Origin of the sequence: Methylobacterium sp. ap11, from assembly GCF_900110515.1 — a bacterium.
GTDB lineage: Bacteria > Pseudomonadota > Alphaproteobacteria > Rhizobiales > Beijerinckiaceae > Methylobacterium > Methylobacterium ajmalii.
In genome coordinates, this window is record NZ_FOEB01000005.1 from 310,823 (window position 1) to 329,409 (window position 18,587).

Annotated in this window: 15 protein-coding genes; 13 read left to right on the forward strand and 2 right to left on the reverse strand. The window is 71.5% G+C overall.

Going from position 1 to position 18,587, the window contains the following annotated elements:
• Nucleotides 1–59: 59 nt before the first annotated feature.
• Nucleotides 60–848, forward strand: a complete 789-nt coding sequence (locus BMX97_RS09900; RefSeq protein ID WP_091748729.1) for an SDR family NAD(P)-dependent oxidoreductase — start codon at nt 60–62, stop codon at nt 846–848.
• A gap of 239 nt (nt 849–1,087) precedes the next feature.
• The gene (locus BMX97_RS09905; RefSeq protein ID WP_060847486.1) at nt 1,088–1,975 is read left to right on the forward strand and encodes a DUF3313 domain-containing protein; all 888 of its coding nucleotides are present in this window, start codon (nt 1,088–1,090) and stop codon (nt 1,973–1,975) included.
• A 125-nt stretch (nt 1,976–2,100) separates the two neighbouring features.
• Here the strand turns inward: BMX97_RS09905 and BMX97_RS09910 are convergent, their stop codons facing one another.
• A complete protein-coding gene (locus tag BMX97_RS09910; protein ID WP_091748732.1) occupies nt 2,101–3,282 on the reverse strand; it encodes an amidinotransferase in 1,182 nt (393 codons plus the stop codon).
• A 297-nt stretch (nt 3,283–3,579) separates the two neighbouring features.
• On the opposite strand from BMX97_RS09910, the gene BMX97_RS09915 reads away from it, so the two are divergent.
• The 6 genes from BMX97_RS09915 (at nt 3,580) to BMX97_RS09940 (ending at nt 10,064) form a co-directional block, all read left to right on the forward strand.
• Nucleotides 3,580–4,668, forward strand: coding sequence for a lysylphosphatidylglycerol synthase domain-containing protein (locus BMX97_RS09915; protein ID WP_091748734.1), 1,089 nt, complete (start codon nt 3,580–3,582; stop codon nt 4,666–4,668).
• A 4-nt stretch (nt 4,669–4,672) separates the two neighbouring features.
• Nucleotides 4,673–5,317 carry an MlaC/ttg2D family ABC transporter substrate-binding protein gene (locus BMX97_RS09920; RefSeq protein ID WP_244538362.1) on the forward strand — a complete coding sequence of 215 codons (645 nt, stop codon included), beginning with the start codon at nt 4,673–4,675 and terminating at the stop codon, nt 5,315–5,317.
• A 116-nt stretch (nt 5,318–5,433) separates the two neighbouring features.
• Nucleotides 5,434–6,618 carry a bacteriohopanetetrol glucosamine biosynthesis glycosyltransferase HpnI gene (gene hpnI / locus BMX97_RS09925; protein WP_091748740.1) on the forward strand — a complete coding sequence of 395 codons (1,185 nt, stop codon included), beginning with the start codon at nt 5,434–5,436 and terminating at the stop codon, nt 6,616–6,618.
• A gap of 94 nt (nt 6,619–6,712) precedes the next feature.
• The gene (hpnJ, locus tag BMX97_RS09930) at nt 6,713–8,149 is read left to right on the forward strand and encodes a hopanoid biosynthesis associated radical SAM protein HpnJ (RefSeq protein ID WP_091749026.1); all 1,437 of its coding nucleotides are present in this window, start codon (nt 6,713–6,715) and stop codon (nt 8,147–8,149) included.
• A 192-nt stretch (nt 8,150–8,341) separates the two neighbouring features.
• The gene (gene hpnK / locus BMX97_RS09935) at nt 8,342–9,202 is read left to right on the forward strand and encodes a hopanoid biosynthesis-associated protein HpnK (protein WP_091748743.1); all 861 of its coding nucleotides are present in this window, start codon (nt 8,342–8,344) and stop codon (nt 9,200–9,202) included.
• A 70-nt stretch (nt 9,203–9,272) separates the two neighbouring features.
• Nucleotides 9,273–10,064, forward strand: coding sequence for a molybdate ABC transporter substrate-binding protein (locus BMX97_RS09940; protein WP_177202172.1), 792 nt, complete (start codon nt 9,273–9,275; stop codon nt 10,062–10,064).
• Nucleotides 10,065–10,115: 51 nt separating this feature from the next.
• Here BMX97_RS09940 and BMX97_RS09945 read toward each other — a convergent pair whose 3' ends face one another.
• On the reverse strand, nt 10,116–13,250 hold the full coding sequence (locus BMX97_RS09945) for an autotransporter family protein (protein WP_091748749.1): 3,135 nt from the start codon (nt 13,248–13,250) through the stop codon (nt 10,116–10,118).
• Between the two features lie 333 nt (nt 13,251–13,583).
• On the opposite strand from BMX97_RS09945, the gene BMX97_RS09950 reads away from it, so the two are divergent.
• The 5 genes from BMX97_RS09950 to BMX97_RS09970 all read left to right on the forward strand — a co-directional run bounded on the left by BMX97_RS09950 (nt 13,584) and on the right by BMX97_RS09970 (nt 18,523).
• A complete protein-coding gene (locus tag BMX97_RS09950) occupies nt 13,584–14,009 on the forward strand; it encodes a DUF2852 domain-containing protein (RefSeq protein WP_091748752.1) in 426 nt (141 codons plus the stop codon).
• Between the two features lie 178 nt (nt 14,010–14,187).
• Complete coding sequence (locus tag BMX97_RS09955) at nt 14,188–15,438, forward strand: GTP cyclohydrolase II (RefSeq protein ID WP_091748755.1); 1,251 nt, start codon at nt 14,188–14,190, stop codon at nt 15,436–15,438.
• Nucleotides 15,439–15,497: 59 nt separating this feature from the next.
• Nucleotides 15,498–16,727 carry a URC4/urg3 family protein gene (locus BMX97_RS09960; protein WP_244538363.1) on the forward strand — a complete coding sequence of 410 codons (1,230 nt, stop codon included), beginning with the start codon at nt 15,498–15,500 and terminating at the stop codon, nt 16,725–16,727.
• A gap of 38 nt (nt 16,728–16,765) precedes the next feature.
• The gene (gene upp / locus BMX97_RS09965) at nt 16,766–17,428 is read left to right on the forward strand and encodes a uracil phosphoribosyltransferase (RefSeq protein ID WP_091748761.1); all 663 of its coding nucleotides are present in this window, start codon (nt 16,766–16,768) and stop codon (nt 17,426–17,428) included.
• Nucleotides 17,429–17,515: 87 nt separating this feature from the next.
• Nucleotides 17,516–18,523: an NAD(P)H-quinone oxidoreductase gene (locus BMX97_RS09970; protein ID WP_091748764.1), complete on the forward strand. Its 1,008-nt coding sequence runs from the start codon at nt 17,516–17,518 to the stop codon at nt 18,521–18,523.
• Nucleotides 18,524–18,587: the final 64 nt, after the last annotated feature.

Below are 18,587 nucleotides of genomic sequence, written 5' to 3' on the forward strand. Positions count from 1 at the left end.
CCGGTTGCGCGCCCACCGCATTTGCCGCGAGTCTCGCCGCCGAGCGCGGAGGCCGGGCCATGTCGACACGCCTGCTGAAGAAGGTCGCGATCGTGTTTGGGGCCGGGTCGTCCGGCACCGGCTGGGGCAACGGCAAGGCCGTCGCCGTCGCCTTCGCCCGGGAGGGCGCCCGGGTGATCTGCGTCGACCGGGGGCTCGCCGCCGCCGAGGAGACCGCGCAGATCATCGCCGAGGAAGGCAACGAGGCCGAGGCGCTCGCCGCCGACGTCACCGATTACGACGCGGTGGCCCGGGCGGTCGCCGCCGGCGAGGCCCGCTTCGGCCGCATCGACATCCTGCACAACAACGTCGGCCAGCCCGAGGCCGGCGGGCCGGAGGACCTCGACGAGGAGAGCTGGCACCGGGCGATCGAGGTGAATGTCGGCGGGGTCTGGCGCACCTGCAAGGCAGTCCTGCCGGGAATGCGGGTGCGGCGCTCCGGCGCCGTCGTCAACATCTCGTCGATCGCGGCGCTGCGCTGGGCCGGGGCGCCGTCCTTCGCCTACGCGGCCGCCAAGGCGGCGGTGAACCAGGCCACCGTGTCGGTGGCGATGCAGTACGCCCGCGACGGCATCCGGGCGAACGCGATCCTGCCGGGGCTGCTCGACACCACGCTCGCCGACGAGTGCCGCGGCGCCGGCACCCCCGAATCGGGCCGCGACCGCCGGGTGCCGCTCGGGCGCCTCGGCGAGGCCTGGGACATCGCCCACGCGGCGGTCTTCCTTGCCTCCGACGAGGCCCGCTTCATCACCGGGGTCTGCCTGCCGGTGGATGGCGGCCAGAGCTGCAGCATGGCGGCCCTGGCGTGAGCGCCCGTTAGGGGTTCGGCGAGCGGAAACAATGTGGCCGAAGCGTTACAGGCCGGAGCGAAGCGCCGGCTCCGGCCAAGCTCGGCTTTCCGGCCCGCGCGGCGAGGGTTAGTCTTCAGGACATAACGGTGCGGTGGCCCCTCGCGGGGCTCGCCCTGCACCGCCGGGAGCCGGCCTCCGGGAAGCCTCGCCAGGGGCGTCCGCGGAACCGGCTTCGCGCGATCCGGGAAAGCGACCGAATGCGGACGACCATCAAGGCTGGCTTGGGCGCGCGGGCCGCCCGCCGCGTCGCGGCCGTGACGACCCTGGCGCTGCTCGCCGGCTGCGCCACGCCGGTGCTGACCCAGACCGGTCTCCTGACGAGCTACGCCCACCTGACGCCGAGCGAAGCCACCGCCACGAAGTCGCGGATCTTCATCGACAAGGCGGCGATGGCGCGGGTGCGCACCGTGCGCATCATCCCCACCACCTTCCCGGCCGCGGTCGCGGGCCCGACCCTGACCGACAAGGAGCGCCACGTCGTCGCCAACGCGGCCGACCGGGCGCTCTGCTACGAGCTGTCGCTGCGCTACGACGTGGTGTCGTCGGGCCCCGCCGACCTGACCGTGCGGGCCAACGTCACCCGCGCCGGCCTCACCAACGTGCCGGCCTCCGGCGCCGCCATCGGCGCCTCGGCGGCGATCACCATCGCGGCGCAGGTCGGCGTCGGCTTCGCCGACACGATCGGCAAGGTGCCGGTGCCGCGCCTGCCGATCGGGCTCGGCGACCTCACGATCGAGGCCGAGGCCCTGGATGCGCGGCGCCAGCAGCGCGCCGCGATGGTCTGGGCCGGGGGTGCCAACTCCTTCACCAACCAGGCCCGGTTCTCGCAGATCGCCGACATCTACGACCTCGCCGGCGATTTCGGCCAGGATTTCGGCTCCTACCTCGCCACCGGCGAGGACCCGTTCGAGTCCGAGCTGACGATCCCGACCTACGAGCGCATCCGCGTGACGATGCTGGGCGAGATGCCCCGCGATCCCGATTGCCAGGCCTTCGGCCGGGCGCCCGGCGTCGACGGCATCGTCGGCGATTCCTTCGGCCTGCCGCCGGACTGGACCGACAAGGGCGCGACCGCCGGGCGCTGACGACCGGAGCCGGCGCGTCCGCGCAGACAAAAGGAGGCCCGCCACCGGAAGGTGGCGGGCCTCTTCGCGTTTCGGCACTCCTGACGATGCCCGGCCCGCTCGAGGCGGGCCGGACACGCCGATCCTTAGAAGTACGACTTCAGCGGGCCGCGCCGGCGCACGTCGAGCGTGGCGCAGTGGAACGAGCCGCCGAACGGGCCGTAGGACAGGAACGGCGTCGGGATCGGGTCGAAGCCCCAGTCCTTGAGCGCCTTGATCAGCGTCGGCTGGCTCGCATCGACGACGATCTTCTTCTCGTCGATGGCGAGCACGTTGATCGAGGTCCAGGGCGAGCACATCGAGATCTTGCTCATGAAGCCCTCGACGGGGTCGGGGCGGGGCGCGATCAGCACGTCCCACTTCTTGAGCACCGCCGGCAGCTTCTCGACGTCGATGTAGTCGGGGTTGACCAGCACCTTGCCGGGGGCGAGCGGCATGAACGACGAATCGATGTGCATCGGCTGCGGGCAGCGGCTCTCGATCTCGTGGATGCGGAAGCCCGGGCCGAGGTGGCGGCGCAACCACTCGATGCCCATCAGGTTGGTCACGTTGGAGCGGGTGACGAACAGGTCGCGGCCGCAGCGCACGAAGTCGGCCGCGTCGAAGACCGGCTCGAACTCATTGACCGTGAACTGCATCGGTTCGCCGGCCTTCAGGTTCGGCACCCGGTAGTCGTAGTTGTAGAGCTCGTCGGTGAGCTGGGGCCGCGGCGCCGAGGTCCAGCGCGCGCCGGCCCGGAAGTACTCCTTGAACAGCGAGCGGTAGGCGTCGCCCTCGAAGTAGCGCGAGCGCCAGCACATCGGGCTCTCGATGATCTCGTCGCCGATCACCAGGTACGGGTCGCGCGGGCAGGCGACGCAGAAGCCGCGCGAGGACCAGCGCGGCGCCTTGAACTTCTTCGAGAAATCCACCGAATCGGGACGGCGGATCTTCACGCCCTCGCCGGCCAGGATCTTGATGAAGCCGTCCAGCTCCTGCTGGGCGAGCTTCTTCATGAAGCCCGGGTACTTCCAGCCGGAGGCGAGCCGGTAGAACGGCTGGGCCGCCCGCGGCAGGTTGAAGATCACCGTCAGGTGGTGGGTCGGGATCGTGGCGCCGTCGAGCGAGCCGACGATCACCTCCTCCAGCGGGTCCCACTCGTTCCAGGCCATGACCGGCGATTGCGGCGCCGGGGCGCGGTCGGCGCCGCCCTGGAACGCCGAAAGGTCGTGCGTGGCCGCATCGTCGAGCGCGCCGCGCTCGGCCTCGAAGGTCGTCTCCCGGTCCATGCCTCGTCCATCCCTTGACGGCCGTCACAAAGCGGCCATTCCTCGCGCAACCCGGCCCCGCCGGCGTGGCGCCGGCCGGTCTGGAAGACGCGCCATAACATAGGCTTGCGGCGATGCTTGGGCGGGCTCGCCGCGCCCGCGGATCGTGCCGCTTTCACCGGCACTGTGTCCGGGCGGTGATAGACAGGGCCCATCAAAGCTGCAACGTGCCGGGATGCAACGGCGCTGCTTTGTTTCGACTCCGTTGCCGGAATGGCGCGCCCCCGGGGCCGCCGCCGCGACGACAGAAAGAGGGTCATGAAGCGACTGACGACACTGGGCCTGATCGCCGGCCTGTGCACCGTGATCGGCCTGTTCGTCTCCTCGGGACCGGAGGCGGTCGCGGCGGCCCTGTGGGCGTCGGGCTGGGGCGCGGTGCTGGTCGTCGTGGCGCGGTTCGTCGCCGTGGCCTGGGCGGGCTTGGGCTGGTGGGTGGTGTTTCCCCGCGGCGAGAGGCCGCTGCTGCGCGACTGCGTCAACGTGCGCTTCGTGCGCGAGGGGGTCAACACCCTGCTGCCGGTGGCGCAGGTCGGCGGCGACCTGATCGGCGCGCGGCTCCTCACCCGCTACCGGGTCTCGGGCGCGCTGTCGGGCGCGACGACCCTCGTCGACCTGATGGTCCAGGCGCTCACGCAGTTCCTGTTCACGGTGGCCGGCCTCGGCGTGCTGGTGGCGCTGGGCGGCGACGGGCCGATCGTGCACTACGTGGGCCTCGGCCTCGTGATCGCGGCCCCGGCGCTCGTCGCCTTCTACCTGATCCAGCGCCGCTTCGGGCAGAGCCTGCTCCAGGCCGCCATCAACCGCTTCGCCGGCGGGCGCGAGTGGCGGATCTTCGGCGCCGTCGACGTGCTGTTCGAGCGCCTGCGCGGCCTCTACGCCGCCCGCGGCCGCATTCTCACCGCCATCGGCACGCATCTGTTCGGCTGGATCATCGGCACCCTCGAGGTCTGGATCGCGCTGCGCTTCATGGGCTACGAGGTCGGCTTCCTCGAGGCGATCGTGATCGAGAGCCTGGCCCAGGCCGTGCGCGGCGCCGCCTTCGCGGTGCCGGGTGCGCTCGGGGCCCAGGAGGGCGGCCTGATCGCGCTCTGCGCGGTGTTCGGCATCCCGGCCGAGGCGGCGCTGGCCCTGTCGCTGATCAAGCGGCTCGCCGACCTCGCGGTCGGGCTGCCGAGCCTGATGCTCTGGCACGCGATGGAAGACGACAAGGCCGAGCCGGGCCGCCCCGCGGCCGGGTTCGGCGCGGCCCTGCGCGCGTTCATCCGCCCGCGCCGGGCCGGTGGCGGCGGGACGCACGCGCCCGCCTTCGGCTATGCCGCGGCGCCCGCCGACGGCAAAGGAGAGTGACCCGGTGCAGACCCGACGCGAGACCCTGCGCAGCCTGACGATCGCCGCCTGCCTGGCGGCGGCGTGGCCGGCCCTGGCCCAGACCCCCGCGCCCGCCCCGGCGGCCGGGGAGGGCGACCCGGCGGTCGCGACCGTGCGCAAGATGACCGACGCCCTCGAGGCGGCGCTGAAGGCCGGCGACGTGCGCGCCCGGGCCGAGACCCTGTCCGGCCCGATGAAGGAGACCTTCGACCTGCCGGCGATGCTGCGCCTGGGCGTCGGCACCCGCTGGAAGGACATCCCGGCCGCCAAGCAGCAGGAGCTGACCGCGGCTTTCGGCCCCTACCTGTCGGCGACCTACGCCACGCGGCTCGGCGCCGCGGCCGGCAGCACCTTCGCCATCGACCCGAAGAGCGAGGCCCGCGGCGCCGGCCGCATCGTGCACGTCACGGTGACGGACGGCAGCGGCGACACCTCCCCGGTCGACTACGTGCTGAACGCCGACAACCGCATCACCGACGTCTTCCTCCAGGGCACGGTCAGCGAGGCCGGCACCCTGCGCACCGGCTTCTCGGAGCCGCTGCAGGAGGGCGGGGCCGACGGCCTGCTCGCCCACCTGAAGAAGTCCACCGAGACGATGCTCGCGGCGCCGGCCCCCAAGGCCAAATAGGCGCCGGCCTGCCTCCCGACGGCCGGCGGCATACCGGCCGTCAACCCTCGGACAAGCATCCTCAACAATACTACCCGCCGCGCACCCAGCGCCGCCAACTCCTCCCAGGGATCGCCATGGACTGGACCTGGATCTCCACACTCCTGCTCGTCCTGGCGCTCGCCGGGTGCGGCTACGGCCTGACCACCGCGTGGCTCGCCGGACGGCTCGCCCGGCGGCCGGTGCCGCGCCTGCCCGCCGACGCGGCCCGCCCCACCGTGACCCTGCTCAAGCCGCTCTGCGGCGACGAGCCGAACCTGCACCAGAACCTGACGACCTTCTGCACCCAGGCCTATGCCGGCGCCGTGCAGGTGATCTTCGGAGTGCAGAACGCGACCGACCCGGCGATCGCCGTGGTGCACCGGCTCCAGGCCGAGCACCCGACCCTGCGCATCGACCTCGTGGTCGATGCCCGCCAGCACGGAGCGAACCGCAAGGTCTCGAACCTCATCAACATGGCGGGGCTGATCGCCCACGAGATCGTGGTGCTGGCCGACAGCGACATGGTGGTGGCGCCCGACTACCTGGAGCGGATCGTCGCCGAGCTGGCGCGGCCCGGCGTCTCCGGCGTCACCTGCCTGTATCACGGCGTACCGGCCAATCGCGGCGTCTGGGCGCATCTCTCGACGCTCGCCATCGACACCCAGTTCCTGCCCAACGTCCTGATGGGCACCGGGCTCAAGCTCGCCGATCCGTGCTTCGGCTCGACCATCGCGTTCCGCACCGCGTGCCTTGACCGCATCGGCGGCTTCGAGGCGATCCGCGACGATCTCGCCGACGACTACGCGCTCGGGGCGGCTTTGCGGGCCGAGGGCGGGATCGTGGCGATCCCGAACTTCACCATCGGGCACACCTGCGTTGACACCTCGCTTTCCGGCCTATGGCGCCACGAGACGCGGTGGAACCGCACCATCCGCAACGTCGATCCGGCCGGCTATGCCGGCACCCTCGTCACCCACGCCTTCCCGCTGGCGCTGATCGCTGCGCTCCTGCCGGATGCCGGGGCCTACACGCTCGCCACCGCCGCGCTGGCGCTCGCCTGCCGGATCGTGCTGTGCATGCGGGTCGAGCGGGCCTTCGGCCTCGAGCCGCACCCGTACTGGCTCTTGCCGATCCGCGACCTCCTGTCCTTCGCCGGCTTCGTCTGGTGCTTCGCCTCCGGCGCCGTGACTTGGAAAGGTCATGATTATCGGGTCGTTGCGGACGGTACGCTGATCCCGGAAACCGGCCTCGCCCGCGAGTCCGGCGCTCCCTCGACTTAAACACACCTCATCGGGCCGCCCGGCGGCCTCACCGGCCGCGACGCGGCCCCACCGGCCGCAAGCGGCCCCGATCAAGAAGACGACACTCCCGATGATGCGGACCCTCTTCCTCCAGGCCCCCACCTTCGACGGCTTCGACGGCGGCGCCGGCTCGCGCTACCAGGCCAAGCGCGAGATCAAGTCGTTCTGGTACCCGACCTGGCTCGCCCAGCCGGCCGCCCTGGTGCCGAACTCCAAGCTGATCGACGCCCCCCCGCACGACATCAAGCTGCCGGAGATCGTGGCCCAGGCCAACGACTTCGACCTCGTGGTGCTGCACACCTCGGTCCCGTCGTTCAAGTCCGACGTGAAGACCATTGAGGCGCTGAAGGCCAAGAACCCGAAGCTGATCGCCGGCCTGATCGGCGCCAAGGTCGCGGTCGACGCCGCCGGCTCGATGGCCCAGGCCCCGGCGGTCGACTTCTGCGCCCGCAACGAGTTCGACTTCACCGTCAAGGAAGTCGCCGACGGCGTGCCGATGGCGGAGATCAAGGGTCTCTCGTACCGCAACGCCGACGGCGTCGTGGTCCATAACGAGGACCGCGAGATCATGACCGACATGGACCAGCTGCCGTTCGTGACCTCGGTCTACAAGCGCGACCTGGAGATGGAGAAGTACTTCATCGGGTACCTGAAGCACCCCTACATCTCGTTCTATTCGGGCCGGGGCTGCAAGTCGCGCTGCACGTTCTGCCTGTGGCCGCAGACGGTCGGCGGCCACACCTACCGCACCCGCTCGGTCGCGCACGTGATCGAGGAGATCAAGTACTGCCTGAAGGAGTTCCCCCAGACCAAGGAGTTCTTCTTCGACGACGACACCTTCACCGACAACCTGCCGCGCGCGGAAGAGATCGCCCGCGAGCTCGGCAAGCTCGGCGTGACCTGGTCGTGCAACGCCAAGGCCAACGTCCCGCGCAAGACCCTCGAGGTGCTCAAGGCCAACGGCCTGCGCCTGCTGCTCGTCGGCTACGAGTCGGGCAACCAGCAGATCCTCAACAACATCAAGAAGGGCATGCGGGTCGAGGTCGCCGAGCGGTTCACCCAGGATTGCCACGAACTCGGCATCGCCATCCACGGCACCTTCATCCTCGGCCTGCCGGGCGAGACACGCGAGACGATCCAGGAGACGATCGCCTTCGCCAAGCGAATCAACCCGCACACCATCCAGGTCTCGCTCGCCGCGCCCTATCCGGGCACCTTCCTGTACAAGCAGGCGGTGGAGAACGGCTGGCTCGACAAGGACAATGCCGAGCTCGTCGACGAGAACGGCGTGCAGATCGCGCCGCTGCACTACCCGCACCTGTCGCACACCGAAATCTTCAACTCGGTCGAGGCGTTCTACAAGAAGTTCTACTTCCGCGCCCCGAAGATCGCCTCGATCGTCAGCGAGATGGTGCGCTCGCCCGACATGATGAAGCGCCGCCTGCGCGAGGGTGTCGAGTTCTGGCACTTCCTGCGCGAGCGCCAGGGCGTGGCCAAGAAGGCGGCGTAAGCGTCCTGGAGACTAGAGCATTTTCCGGCGAAGTGGATGCCGGTTTGTCGAAGAAAATGTGGCAAAACAAATACTTAGAGGGCTTCGCGATCGCAGCGCGATCGTGAAGTGCTCTAGGCGTCCCGCCTGGAGCGGGTGCGAGCCTCCCCGTCCGGCCGGACGGGGAGGCTCTTTCACGTCACGAGACCGAGCATGAGCACGCCCACATCCGCCAAGCGCCTCGTCGTCACCTCGGACGATTTCGGCCTCTCGCCCCAGGTCAACGAGGCGGTCGAACGGGCGCATCGCGACGGCATCCTCACGACTGCCAGCCTGATGGTGTCGGCGCCCGCCGCCGCCGACGCGGTGGCCCGAGCGCGCGCCCTGCCGTCCCTGCGGGTCGGCCTCCACCTCGTGATGGTCGAGGCCTGGCCGACCCTGCCGGCCTCCGAGCTCCCGGACCTCACCGACGGCGCCGGGCTGATGCGGGCCGACCAGGCGACGCTCGGGCTCGACCTCGCCCGCCATCCGCGTGCGCGTCGCCAGCTCGCCGCCGAGATCCGGGCGCAGTTCGAGGCGTTTCGCGCGACCGGGCTGCCGCTCGACCACGTCAACGCGCACAAGCACTTCCACATCCACCCGATCATCGCCGGGATGGTGCTGCGGATCGGGCGCGACTATGGCATGCGGGCGATCCGGGTGCCGCGGGAATCGCGCGAGACCCTGCGCCGGGCCGAACCGGGGGCGAAGCCCGGCCTCGCCCTCGACACCGCGCCCTGGGCGGCGCTGCTCCGGTTCCGGGCCCGGCGCGCCGGCCTCCTCGTGCCGGACGGCGTGCTCGGCCTCGCCTGGTCGGGCGCGATGACGCCCGCCCGGGTCGAAGGCCTGCTGCGCCACCTGCCGGACGGGCTGACCGAACTCTACCTGCACCCCGCCACCGCGGGCGGCTTCCCGGGCGAGGCACCGGGCTATGCCTACGCGGCGGAACTGGCCGCGCTCACGGCGCCGGAGAGCCGGGCGGCGCTGGCGGAATCGGGCGCGGTCAGCGGCGGCTTCTCGGATTTCGCTCGCTGACGGGGAGGGCGGTCGGCTACCGAAGGGGCAGGGGCCGGAGACGCGGCTCGTCCGCCGGGAGCCTCCGCGTATGCGCCGCACCACCACCCTGACCCGAATCCGGCGACGCGCGAGCGGGGCGGGGTGCCTCGCCCTCGCGGTGCTTGCCACGCCGGCCCGGGCGGCCGAGATCACGCTTCTCACCACGGGCGCCTACAAGCCGGTCGCGGCGGCTTTGGTCCCCGGCTTCGAACGGCGCACCGGCCACCACGTCGTGATCCGCAACGAGACCGCCGGGGCGGTGGCCCAGGCGATCCGCGACGGCGCCCGGGCCGACCTCGTGGTGCTGACGCCGAACGGGTTCGACGCGCTGATCCGCGACGGGCGCCTGTCCGGAGCGCCGCCGGTACCGCTGGCCCGGGTCGGGATCGGGGTGGCGGTGCGCGCCGGCGCGCCCGTGCCCGAGATCGGAACGGTGGCGGGCTTTCGCGAGGCGCTGCTCGCGGCCCGCGCGGTCGCGATGGTCGATCCGGCCTCGGGCGGCTCGAGCGGCATCTACCTCGCGGGGCTGTTCGAGCGCCTCGGCATCGGGGAGGCGATGAAGGCCAAGCTCGTCCTGGTGCGCGGCGGCCTCGCCGCTGCGCGCCTCGTCACCGGCGAGGCGGACATGGCCCTGCAGCAGACGAGCGAGCTGCTCGCCGTCGAGGGCGCCCGCCTCGTCGGCCCGATCCCCGCGGAGGTGCAGGCCTTCACGATCTACGCGGGGATGGTCCCGGCGGGAGCCGCGCAGGCCGAGGCCGCGTCGACGCTCCTGCGCGATCTCGCCGGCCCTGGCGCCGCACCGGTCCTGGCCGCGAAGGGGATGACACCGCCGGCCCCATGATGGGGAAGGGCGCGGCTCGCGCCGCGCCCGTCACCGGGTTCGTCCTCGGGCTCAGAACCGGTAGGTGAAGCTACCCTTCACCGCGTGATCCTCCGCCCGCGATCCGACCTGGCCCGTATACGACACGCCGAGCGTCGCCGCCGCCGAGACCCGCAGGTCCACCCCCGCCGAGGCCACCAGCGCGTCCCGGGTGATCGGGATCCCCGCCGTCACGAAGCTCGGGCCGGTCCCGAAGGCCAGCAACGCCGTCGGGATCACGTCGCCGAACGCGCGGCGATAGCCCACCAGCCCGTGCAGCGACACCGGGGCGCCGAAGCCCGGATCCACCTCGGTCTGCCCGCGCACGCCCGCCGTCAGGGTCGGGATCTCGGCAAGACGCGAGGCGCCGGTCAGCGCCGCGACGCCCCCGGTCTCGGCGAACCGGTCGCGGTCGATGCCGACATAGGCCCCGCCCACGAACGGCTCGATGTAGGGGAGAGGCGCGGATTGGCCGGGCAGGCCGACGCCGAGCGCGATCCGGTAGCCGATCTCGCCGAAGCCCTGCACGGTCGAGCCGCCGTAGCGGGCGCTCTCGGTCACGGAGATGCCGGGGACGATCACCGAGCGGCGCAGGCGCAGGCTGTTGTCGGCGTAGACCGCGCCGAGCCGCAGAGCGAACGGGCCGGCCTCGTACCCGCCGTAGACGCCGCCGAACCCGCTCTCGATCGACCCGCTCGCCGTCTGGCCGGGCGCGTCGAGGTTGGTGCGGGTGTAGCCGCCGGCCACGCCGAGCCGGATGCCGCTCTCGAGCCGCAGATCGGCGCCGAGCACGAAACCGGCGGTGTCGCGGTTGAGCGTCACCGCGTTGCCGTCGCTGCGCGCTTGGCCGAAGCTGCCGAAGCCCTGGCCCCACAGGCCGAACACCCGGGGATCGAGGACCCGCACCGGCACCGGGGCGGCGCGCCCGGGCAGGTCGGCGGTGTAGGTGGCGGGGAGGTTCCCGTAGTCGCGGGTCGCCTCGCCCGACCGGCGCAACCGGTCGAGGATCGCCTCGCGCACGAAGAACGCGGTCTCGTAGGAGGCCGAGACGGAACTGGCGTGGATGTCGCCGGTGAGCGCCTGGAAGGCGGCAACGGCCTCCGGGGTGGTGAGCCCGACCGTGCGGTCGTAGAGGCCCGCGCCCGCACCGGCCCCCTGGATGGCGGTGGCGACGGCGGCCTGGTTGCGGGTCCGGGCGATGGTGGCGAAGGCGACGTCGTTGCGGGTCAGCGTGAGATCGACCTCGGCCGGCTGGTAGCGCAGGGTCGGGGTGAGGAAGGCGAGGTTGGAGGAGACGCCCGCGAAGGTGCCGGAGACGCCGCCCGCGGCCGACAGGATGGTGTAGCCGGTGCGGGGGGCGTAGGCGCCGTTCTGCGCCAGCACCTGGACGGTGCCACCCTGGATCGTGGCGGTGCCGGTGGCGGCGAGGCGGTCGGACTGTCCGCTCGCATCGGTCTCGACCTGGAAGGTCGAGCCGGGTGCGAAGCTGGCGCTGCCGGCGACCGTGAGGGTGCCGAGGGAGTTGCCCGGGGCGATCGTGGCGCCGGATTGCGCCACCACCCCGCCGACCGTGCCGGTGCCGCCGAGCAGGCCGCCCGCGCCGACCGTGACCTGGCCGGTCACGGTGCCGTTGGCGAAGAGCGCGCCGGTCTGGCCCACGGTGACGTCGGTGGTCAGCCGGTCGGACGCCGCCATCCGCAGGCTGCCGATCACGTTCCCGAAGTAGCCGGCGGCGGCGTAGAGATCGACGCGGCTCCAGTAGCTCAGCGGCGTGCCGTAGAGCGCCGCGATCGCGTTCGACTCGGTGTTGACGACGATCTGGTTGATCGTGTCGGTGGCGAGGCTGCCGGCGAGGCCGCCGGTCGGGGCGATCCGCTGGGCCGCCGCCGAACTGCCGCCGTAGATCGGGGCGAGCAGGATCGAGGCGTCGGGCCCGCCCGCGGGCGCCGCCTCGCGCGGTCCTTCTGCGAAGGTCAGGGTCGGCAGGCCGAAGCTCTGGCGCTGCTGGTAGAGGGCCTGGTTCGCCGCCGAGGGCAGGTAGGGGTTGTTGGCGGCAACCCCCGCGCAGGCCGCCACCGAGGCGCCGCACTGGGCCGACAGGTAGCCCTGCATCTGCCCGGCGGCCTGGTTGTAGAGGCTCGGCAGGTCGATGGCGGTACCGGTGGTCGCCGCGTTGTTGATGTAGAGCGGGTTGGTGAAGGCCTGCGCCAGGTCGTAGGTCGCCAGCGCACGGCCGCCGATGATGTCGAGCGGGTAGTGCACCCCGAGCACGATGCGGCTCTCGCCGTATTCGGAGGCCCGCAGCAGCATGGACCGGTAGGCCTGCGGCGTGGTCATCGCCAGCAGGATGCCGTCGGTGAAGGCGTAGGTGGTGTGGCCGCTCGGGAAGGACGGGTTGGTGGCGATGCCGTTCAGCGCCGTCGGATCGAAGATCGTGTAGCGGCCCGGCGCGACCTGGATCGGCCGCGACGAGCCGTAGACGTCCTGGCCCGGTTGCGTGCTGGTCACGCCGTAGGCGAGGTCGTAGACGCTGTCGCGGGTGTTGGGCAGGCCGTTGAAGGTCGGGATGGTGTAGCCCGCCGGCGCCGCGGCCGGGACCGGCACGTAGCCCGCGGGCGTGGTGCTCGGGTTGCTGGCCGCGCCGTTGGCGAAGTAGTTCTTGGCGACGCCGAGGTCGTTGCCGGTGAAGCCGTAGGCGCGCGCCAGCAGGTTGACCACGCTGCCGAGGGGGCCGCTCGTGCCTGCGGCGCTGCCGGCGACGTAGATCGGGCCGAGCACCGGGCCGAGGCCGCCGACCGGCTGCTGCGGCGTGAGGCCGTTGATGACGGTCTGTGCCGGCAGGCCGCCGGCCAGGTTGGCGCCGGCGCCGTAGAGGCCGAGGCCCACCGACGCGAGGTTGTTCGTCGCCGAGCCGAGCAGGTTCTTGTCGCTGATCGCGAGCTGCTGCTGGCGCAGGCTCGCCCCGTTGTTGTAGCCGACCGCCCGGTCGAGGTTCGCCTGCAGGGCCGTCCGGCCGGTCGCCGTGGCGTTCAGGCTCAGGAAGGGGCCGAGCAGGTTCAGCACGTTGGCGCTGGTCGGCGCGATGGTGGCGGTCTGGGCGCGGGCGCCCTCGGTCGAGAGCGCGGCCGCGGCGAGCGCGACGAGCGAGACGCTGTGTCTGAAGAGCATGGCGAGATCCCCCGGGCCGCCGACCCTCCGGCTCCCCGTCCGAGGCGTACGCTTAAGAAATGGTCACGCTCAGCGCATGTTCATAATCTTGTCATAATTTTCGTCGTGCTCGGTTGTTGTTGCAAAAACTCGATTTGTTGCTGAATTATTGGAGAATAATTTCTAATCTGTATAAGCGAGTATGATGATTTGCCGGCTGGGGCAAAAGCCGACGCGGCCGTACCCCGCCTTTCGGAAGGCGGTGCGATTTTGGCACTGCGCCCTCCTTGAAACCGCCCGGCCGACCCCGCATGTAAATGTCGTTCACATTTACATCCCGCGGGAGATCGTGACGTGTCGTATTCCTCTGCCCCCTGGTCGAGCGGCCGCGCCTGCCGCAACGGCCCGTTCCCGCGCCGCTCCCTCGAGATCGGCGCGATCGTGATCGGTTTCATCTATGCGTGGCCGTTGGCCGCGGCCTACGTGGTGTGGAAGCTCATGGGATACCCGGCCTTGAACGAGATGAAGTCCTTCGCCGAGCGCTCCGTCCGGAACGGCTTCTCGGGGTTCCCGGGCTTCGGTGCCGCCCGCCACGACAGCGGCAACTGGGCCTTCGAGGAGTATCGCCGCAAGGAGATCGAGCGCCTCGAAGAGGAGCGCCGCCGCCTCGAGGAGGAGAGCCGCGCCTTCACCGAGTTCGTGGACGAGCTGAAGCGCGCCCGCGACCGCGAGCAGTTCGACGCCTTCATGGCCCGCCGCCGCGCCGGCTCGAACTTCTGATCACCGGAGGAGGGTGGTCCCGACGGGGCGGTTCTGCCGCTTCCTTGGGCGAAACGGCGCCTCAGGCTTGAGCTTGACGCGCCGAATCGGCTGGGCCACCCTCGGTCCGGTCAAGCACTCGACAGGCTCCTCGCGGCCCCCGCGGGGAGCCTTCTCCGTTGAAGGACGGCGCGTCCGCATGACCAGTTCCAACCGCTCGTCGCATATCCGGCTCACCTCGCACCCGGAGCCGGGCGCCGCCCGCTGGCCGATCCGCTGGGGCGCCGCCGACCCGCGCGAGCGGGGGCCGATCATCGGCACCGTCACCAACCCGGCCGACCGCAACGTGATCGGGGCCAATGGCGGCGCCTACTCGCTCTACCGGGCGCTCGCCATCGCCGGCCGGGCGCTGAACCCCCTGGCTCGGCCGGATCTCACCAACACCCACCCGGTGGTCGGCATCGGCCCGCATCCGCAATGGGCCGACCCCGAGAAGATCGTCTCCCTCGACCCCTGGGGCCACATGGCCGGCGAGGTCTTTCGCGACGCGATCGGCACCGGCACCGACATCCGCCCGACCATCGCGGTCACCAAGGCGCGGCTGAACCTGCCCGAGATCCTGGCGGCGATGGGCGCCCACCGGCTCGCCGCCGACGGCACGGTGCTGCATGCCTCCGGCGACATCTCGGTCACCAAGATCGCGGTCGATCCGGTCTGGTACCTGCCGGGCGTCGCCGCCCGCTTCGGCACCAGCGAGACGGCGTTGCGCCGCACGCTGTTCGAGCAGACCGGCGGCATGTTCCCTGAACTCGTGACGCGCCCCGACCTCCAGGTCTTCCTGCCGCCGATCGGCGGCTGCACCGTCTACGTCATCGGCGAGGTCGAGGGCCTGTCCGACCCGCGCCGGCGCATCGCCTGCCGGGTCCACGACGAGTGCAACGGCTCGGACGTGTTCGGCTCCGACATCTGCACCTGCCGGCCCTACCTGACCCACGGCATCGAGGAATGCGTGCGCGAGGCGCAGACCGGGGGCACCGGCGTCATCGTCTACAACCGCAAGGAGGGCCGGGCGCTCGGCGAGGTGACCAAGTTCCTGGTCTACAACGCCCGCAAGCGCCAGGAGGGGGGCGATTCCGCCGCCACCTACTTCGAGCGCACGGAATGCGTCGCCGGCGTGCAGGACGCCCGCTTCCAGCAGCTGATGCCCGACGTGCTGCACTGGCTCGGCATCCGCCGCATCGACCGGCTGATGTCGATGTCGAACATGAAGTACGACGCCATCACGGGCTCGGGCATCGAGGTCGGCGAGCGGGTGCCGATCCCCGCCGACCTGATCCCGCCGGACGCCTCGGTCGAGATGGAAGCCAAGAAGGCGGCGGGCTATTACGCGCCGGACGGCGTCACGGAAGCCCTCGACACCGTGAAGGGCCGCGACCTCGAGCGGTTCTGACAGCGCGAAGAGACCCCGCCCGACGACCGCGCCCGACCGAACTGCCCCTGGAGATGCCCGTGCCTGAGTTTACGACCGCCCGCAGCCTGCTCTCGGCCCGGGCGGTGCGCGCCCGCGCCGAGACCCTGCTCCAGGCCGGGCTCGACGGGCGGCTGGATCACTTCGTGGTCGACCTCGAGCGCCTGGGTGCGTGCGCCGACGCGGTGGTCGAGACCATACGCGAGGCCTATCCCGACCTCGCGATCCCGTATCACGCCCGCTGGCGCCACTTCTCGGTCGGCGGGTTCGAGCGCTGGGGCTCGCTGGTCCACGCCGCCCCCTTCGACGACCCGGCCGAGCAGGCCCGCGCCGCCTTCGACCTCGTGGTGGTGAGCGTGCTGCTCGATGCCGGCGCCGGCCCGACCTGGCGCTACGAGGAGGGCCGCACCGGCGAGACCTACGCCCGCTCGGAAGGCCTGGCGGTGGCGAGCTTCGACATGTTCGTGTCGGGCCTGTTTTCCTCTTCCCCCGAGGACCCGTTCCGGGCCGATGCGCGGGCGCTCGCCAGCCTGACCGAGGCCGAACTCGCCGAGGGCTTCCAGGCCGGCCCGACCAACCCCCTCGTCGGCCTGCCGGGCCGCACCGCTCTGCTCAATCGCCTCGGCCAGGTCGCGGCGGCGGACCCGGAAGGGTTCGGGCCCGACGCCCGGCCCGGCTTCCTGTTCGACCGGATCAAGGCCCGCTCCCGCGACGGCGAGGTCCCGGCCGAGGCGGTGCTGGAGGTGCTGCTGACCCATCTCGGCCCGATCTGGCCCGGCCGCATCGTCCTCGACGGCGTCGATCTCGGCGACACCTGGCGCCACCCGCTCGCCGGCGGGACGGGGCCGACCGAGGGGCTGGTGCCGTTCCACAAGCTGTCGCAGTGGCTCGCCTACTCCCTCTTGGAGCCGCTGGAGGAGGCGGGCCTCACCGTCACCGGCCTCGACGCCCTGACCGGCCTGCCCGAGTACCGCAACGGCGGCCTCTTCCTCGATACCGGCGTGCTGGCCCTGCGCCGGCCCGAGGAGGCCGCACAGGCCCACCCGGTCGACTCGCGCCTCGTCGTCGAGTGGCGGGCGCTCACCGTGGCGCTCCTCGACCGGCTGGCGCCGCTGGTGCGCGAGCGGCTGGAGATCGAGGATCCGGCCGACCTGCCGCTCGCCAAGGTGCTGGAGGGAGGCACCTGGGCCACCGGCCGGCGCCTGGCGAAGTCCCTGCGGCCGGAGGGCGCGCCGCCGCTCTCGATCGCCAGCGACGGCACCGTATTCTGACACCATTCGAGAGCGCGAACGTGAGCGGGGAGACGACGATGCAGGGTGCGAGTGCGCGCGGGGAGACGGGTGTGGCGCCGGTCACGGTGGTCGATCACCCGCTGGTGCAGCACAAGCTGACCCTGATGCGGGACAAGGCGCGCTCGACCAAGGGCTTCCGCCAACTCCTGAACGAAGTCGGGATGCTGCTCGCCTACGAGGTCACCCGCGACCTGCCGCTGGAGCCGGTCGAGATCGAGACCCCGATGATGACGATGCAGGGCGCCCAGATCGCCGGCAAGAAGCTCGTCCTGGCGCCGATCCTGCGCGCGGGCGTCGGCTTCCTCGACGGGATGCTGTCGCTGCTGCCGTCGGCCCGCGTCGCCCATGTCGGGCTCTACCGCGACCCGGATTCGCTGGAGGCGGTGGAGTACTACTTCAAGGCCCCGTCCGACCTCGGCGACCGCACCGTGCTGGTCCTCGACCCGATGCTGGCGACGGCGAACTCGGCGGTCGCCGCGGTCGACCGGCTGAAGGAGCGCGGTGCCCGCGACCTGCGCTTCGTCTGCCTGCTCGCCGCCCCGGAGGGGCTGGCCAAGTTCCAGGGCTCGCATCCCGACGTGCCGGTCTGGACCGCCTCGATCGACAGCCACCTCAACGAGCACGGCTACATCCTGCCGGGCCTCGGCGATGCCGGCGACCGGATGTACGGCACGCGCTGAGCCGCCTGCCCCTTGCCGTCTGCCCCTTGCCGGCTCCCGGCCCGCGCGGCAGGTAAGGGCTCACGATCCCGTCGCTCGGAGCCGCCCATGCCCTCGATCCCCGCCACCATGCGCCAGGTCCGCTTCAACGGGGCCGGCGGTCCGGAGGTGATCGGGATCGAGACCGTGCCGGTGCCCCGGCCCGGCCCGAACCAGGTGCTGGTCGAGGTCGTGGCCGCCGGCGTGAACCGGCCCGATTGCCAGCAGCGCGCTGGCAAGTACCCGCCGCCGCCCGGCGCGACCGACGTGCCGGGCTTGGAGATCGCCGGGCGCATCGTCGCACTAGGGGAGGGCGTGACCGACCTCGCCGTGGGCCATGAGGTCTGCGCCCTGACGATCAGCGGCGGCTACGCCGAGTATTGCGTGGCCGAGGCCGCGCTCTGTCTGCCGAAGCCCGGCCCGCTCTCCCTCGTCGAGGCGGCGGGCCTGCCGGAGAATTACTGGACCGTCTGGACCAACGTGTTCGAGCGCGGCCGCCTGCACAAGGGCGAGCGCTTCCTGGTCCACGGCGGGTCGAGCGGTATCGGCTCGACGGCGATCCAGCTCGCCAAGCGGTTCGGTGCCGAGGTCTTCGCCACCGCCGGATCGGCCGAGAAATGCGCCTTCTGCGAGACGCTCGGCGCCGACCACGCCATCAACTACCGCGAGGCCGACTTCGCCGCCGAGGTGAAGCGCCTGACGGACGGCAAGGGCGTCGACGTGATCCTCGACATGGTCGGCGCGGCCTATCTCGAGCGCAACGTGAAGTCGCTGGCGCTGGAGGGCCGGCTCGTCATCATCGCGTTCCTGCAGGGCTTCCAGGTCGAGAACCTGAACCTGACGCCGATCATGATCCGGCGCCTCACCGTGACCGGCTCGACCCTGCGCCCGCGCACCGTCGCCCAGAAGGCCGCGATCGCCGACGGCCTGCGCCGGGAGGTGTGGCCGATGCTCGAATCCGGCACGGTCAGGCCGGTGATCCACGCGACCTTCCCGCTGGACCAGGCGCGTGAGGCCCATGCCCTGATGGAATCGAGCGCCCATCTCGGCAAGATCATGTTGGTGACGGGCCAGTAGATCGCCCTGCCGCACGGGTGAACAGGAACCTCGGCCGATCGGTGACGTTGGCCCGTCATGACGA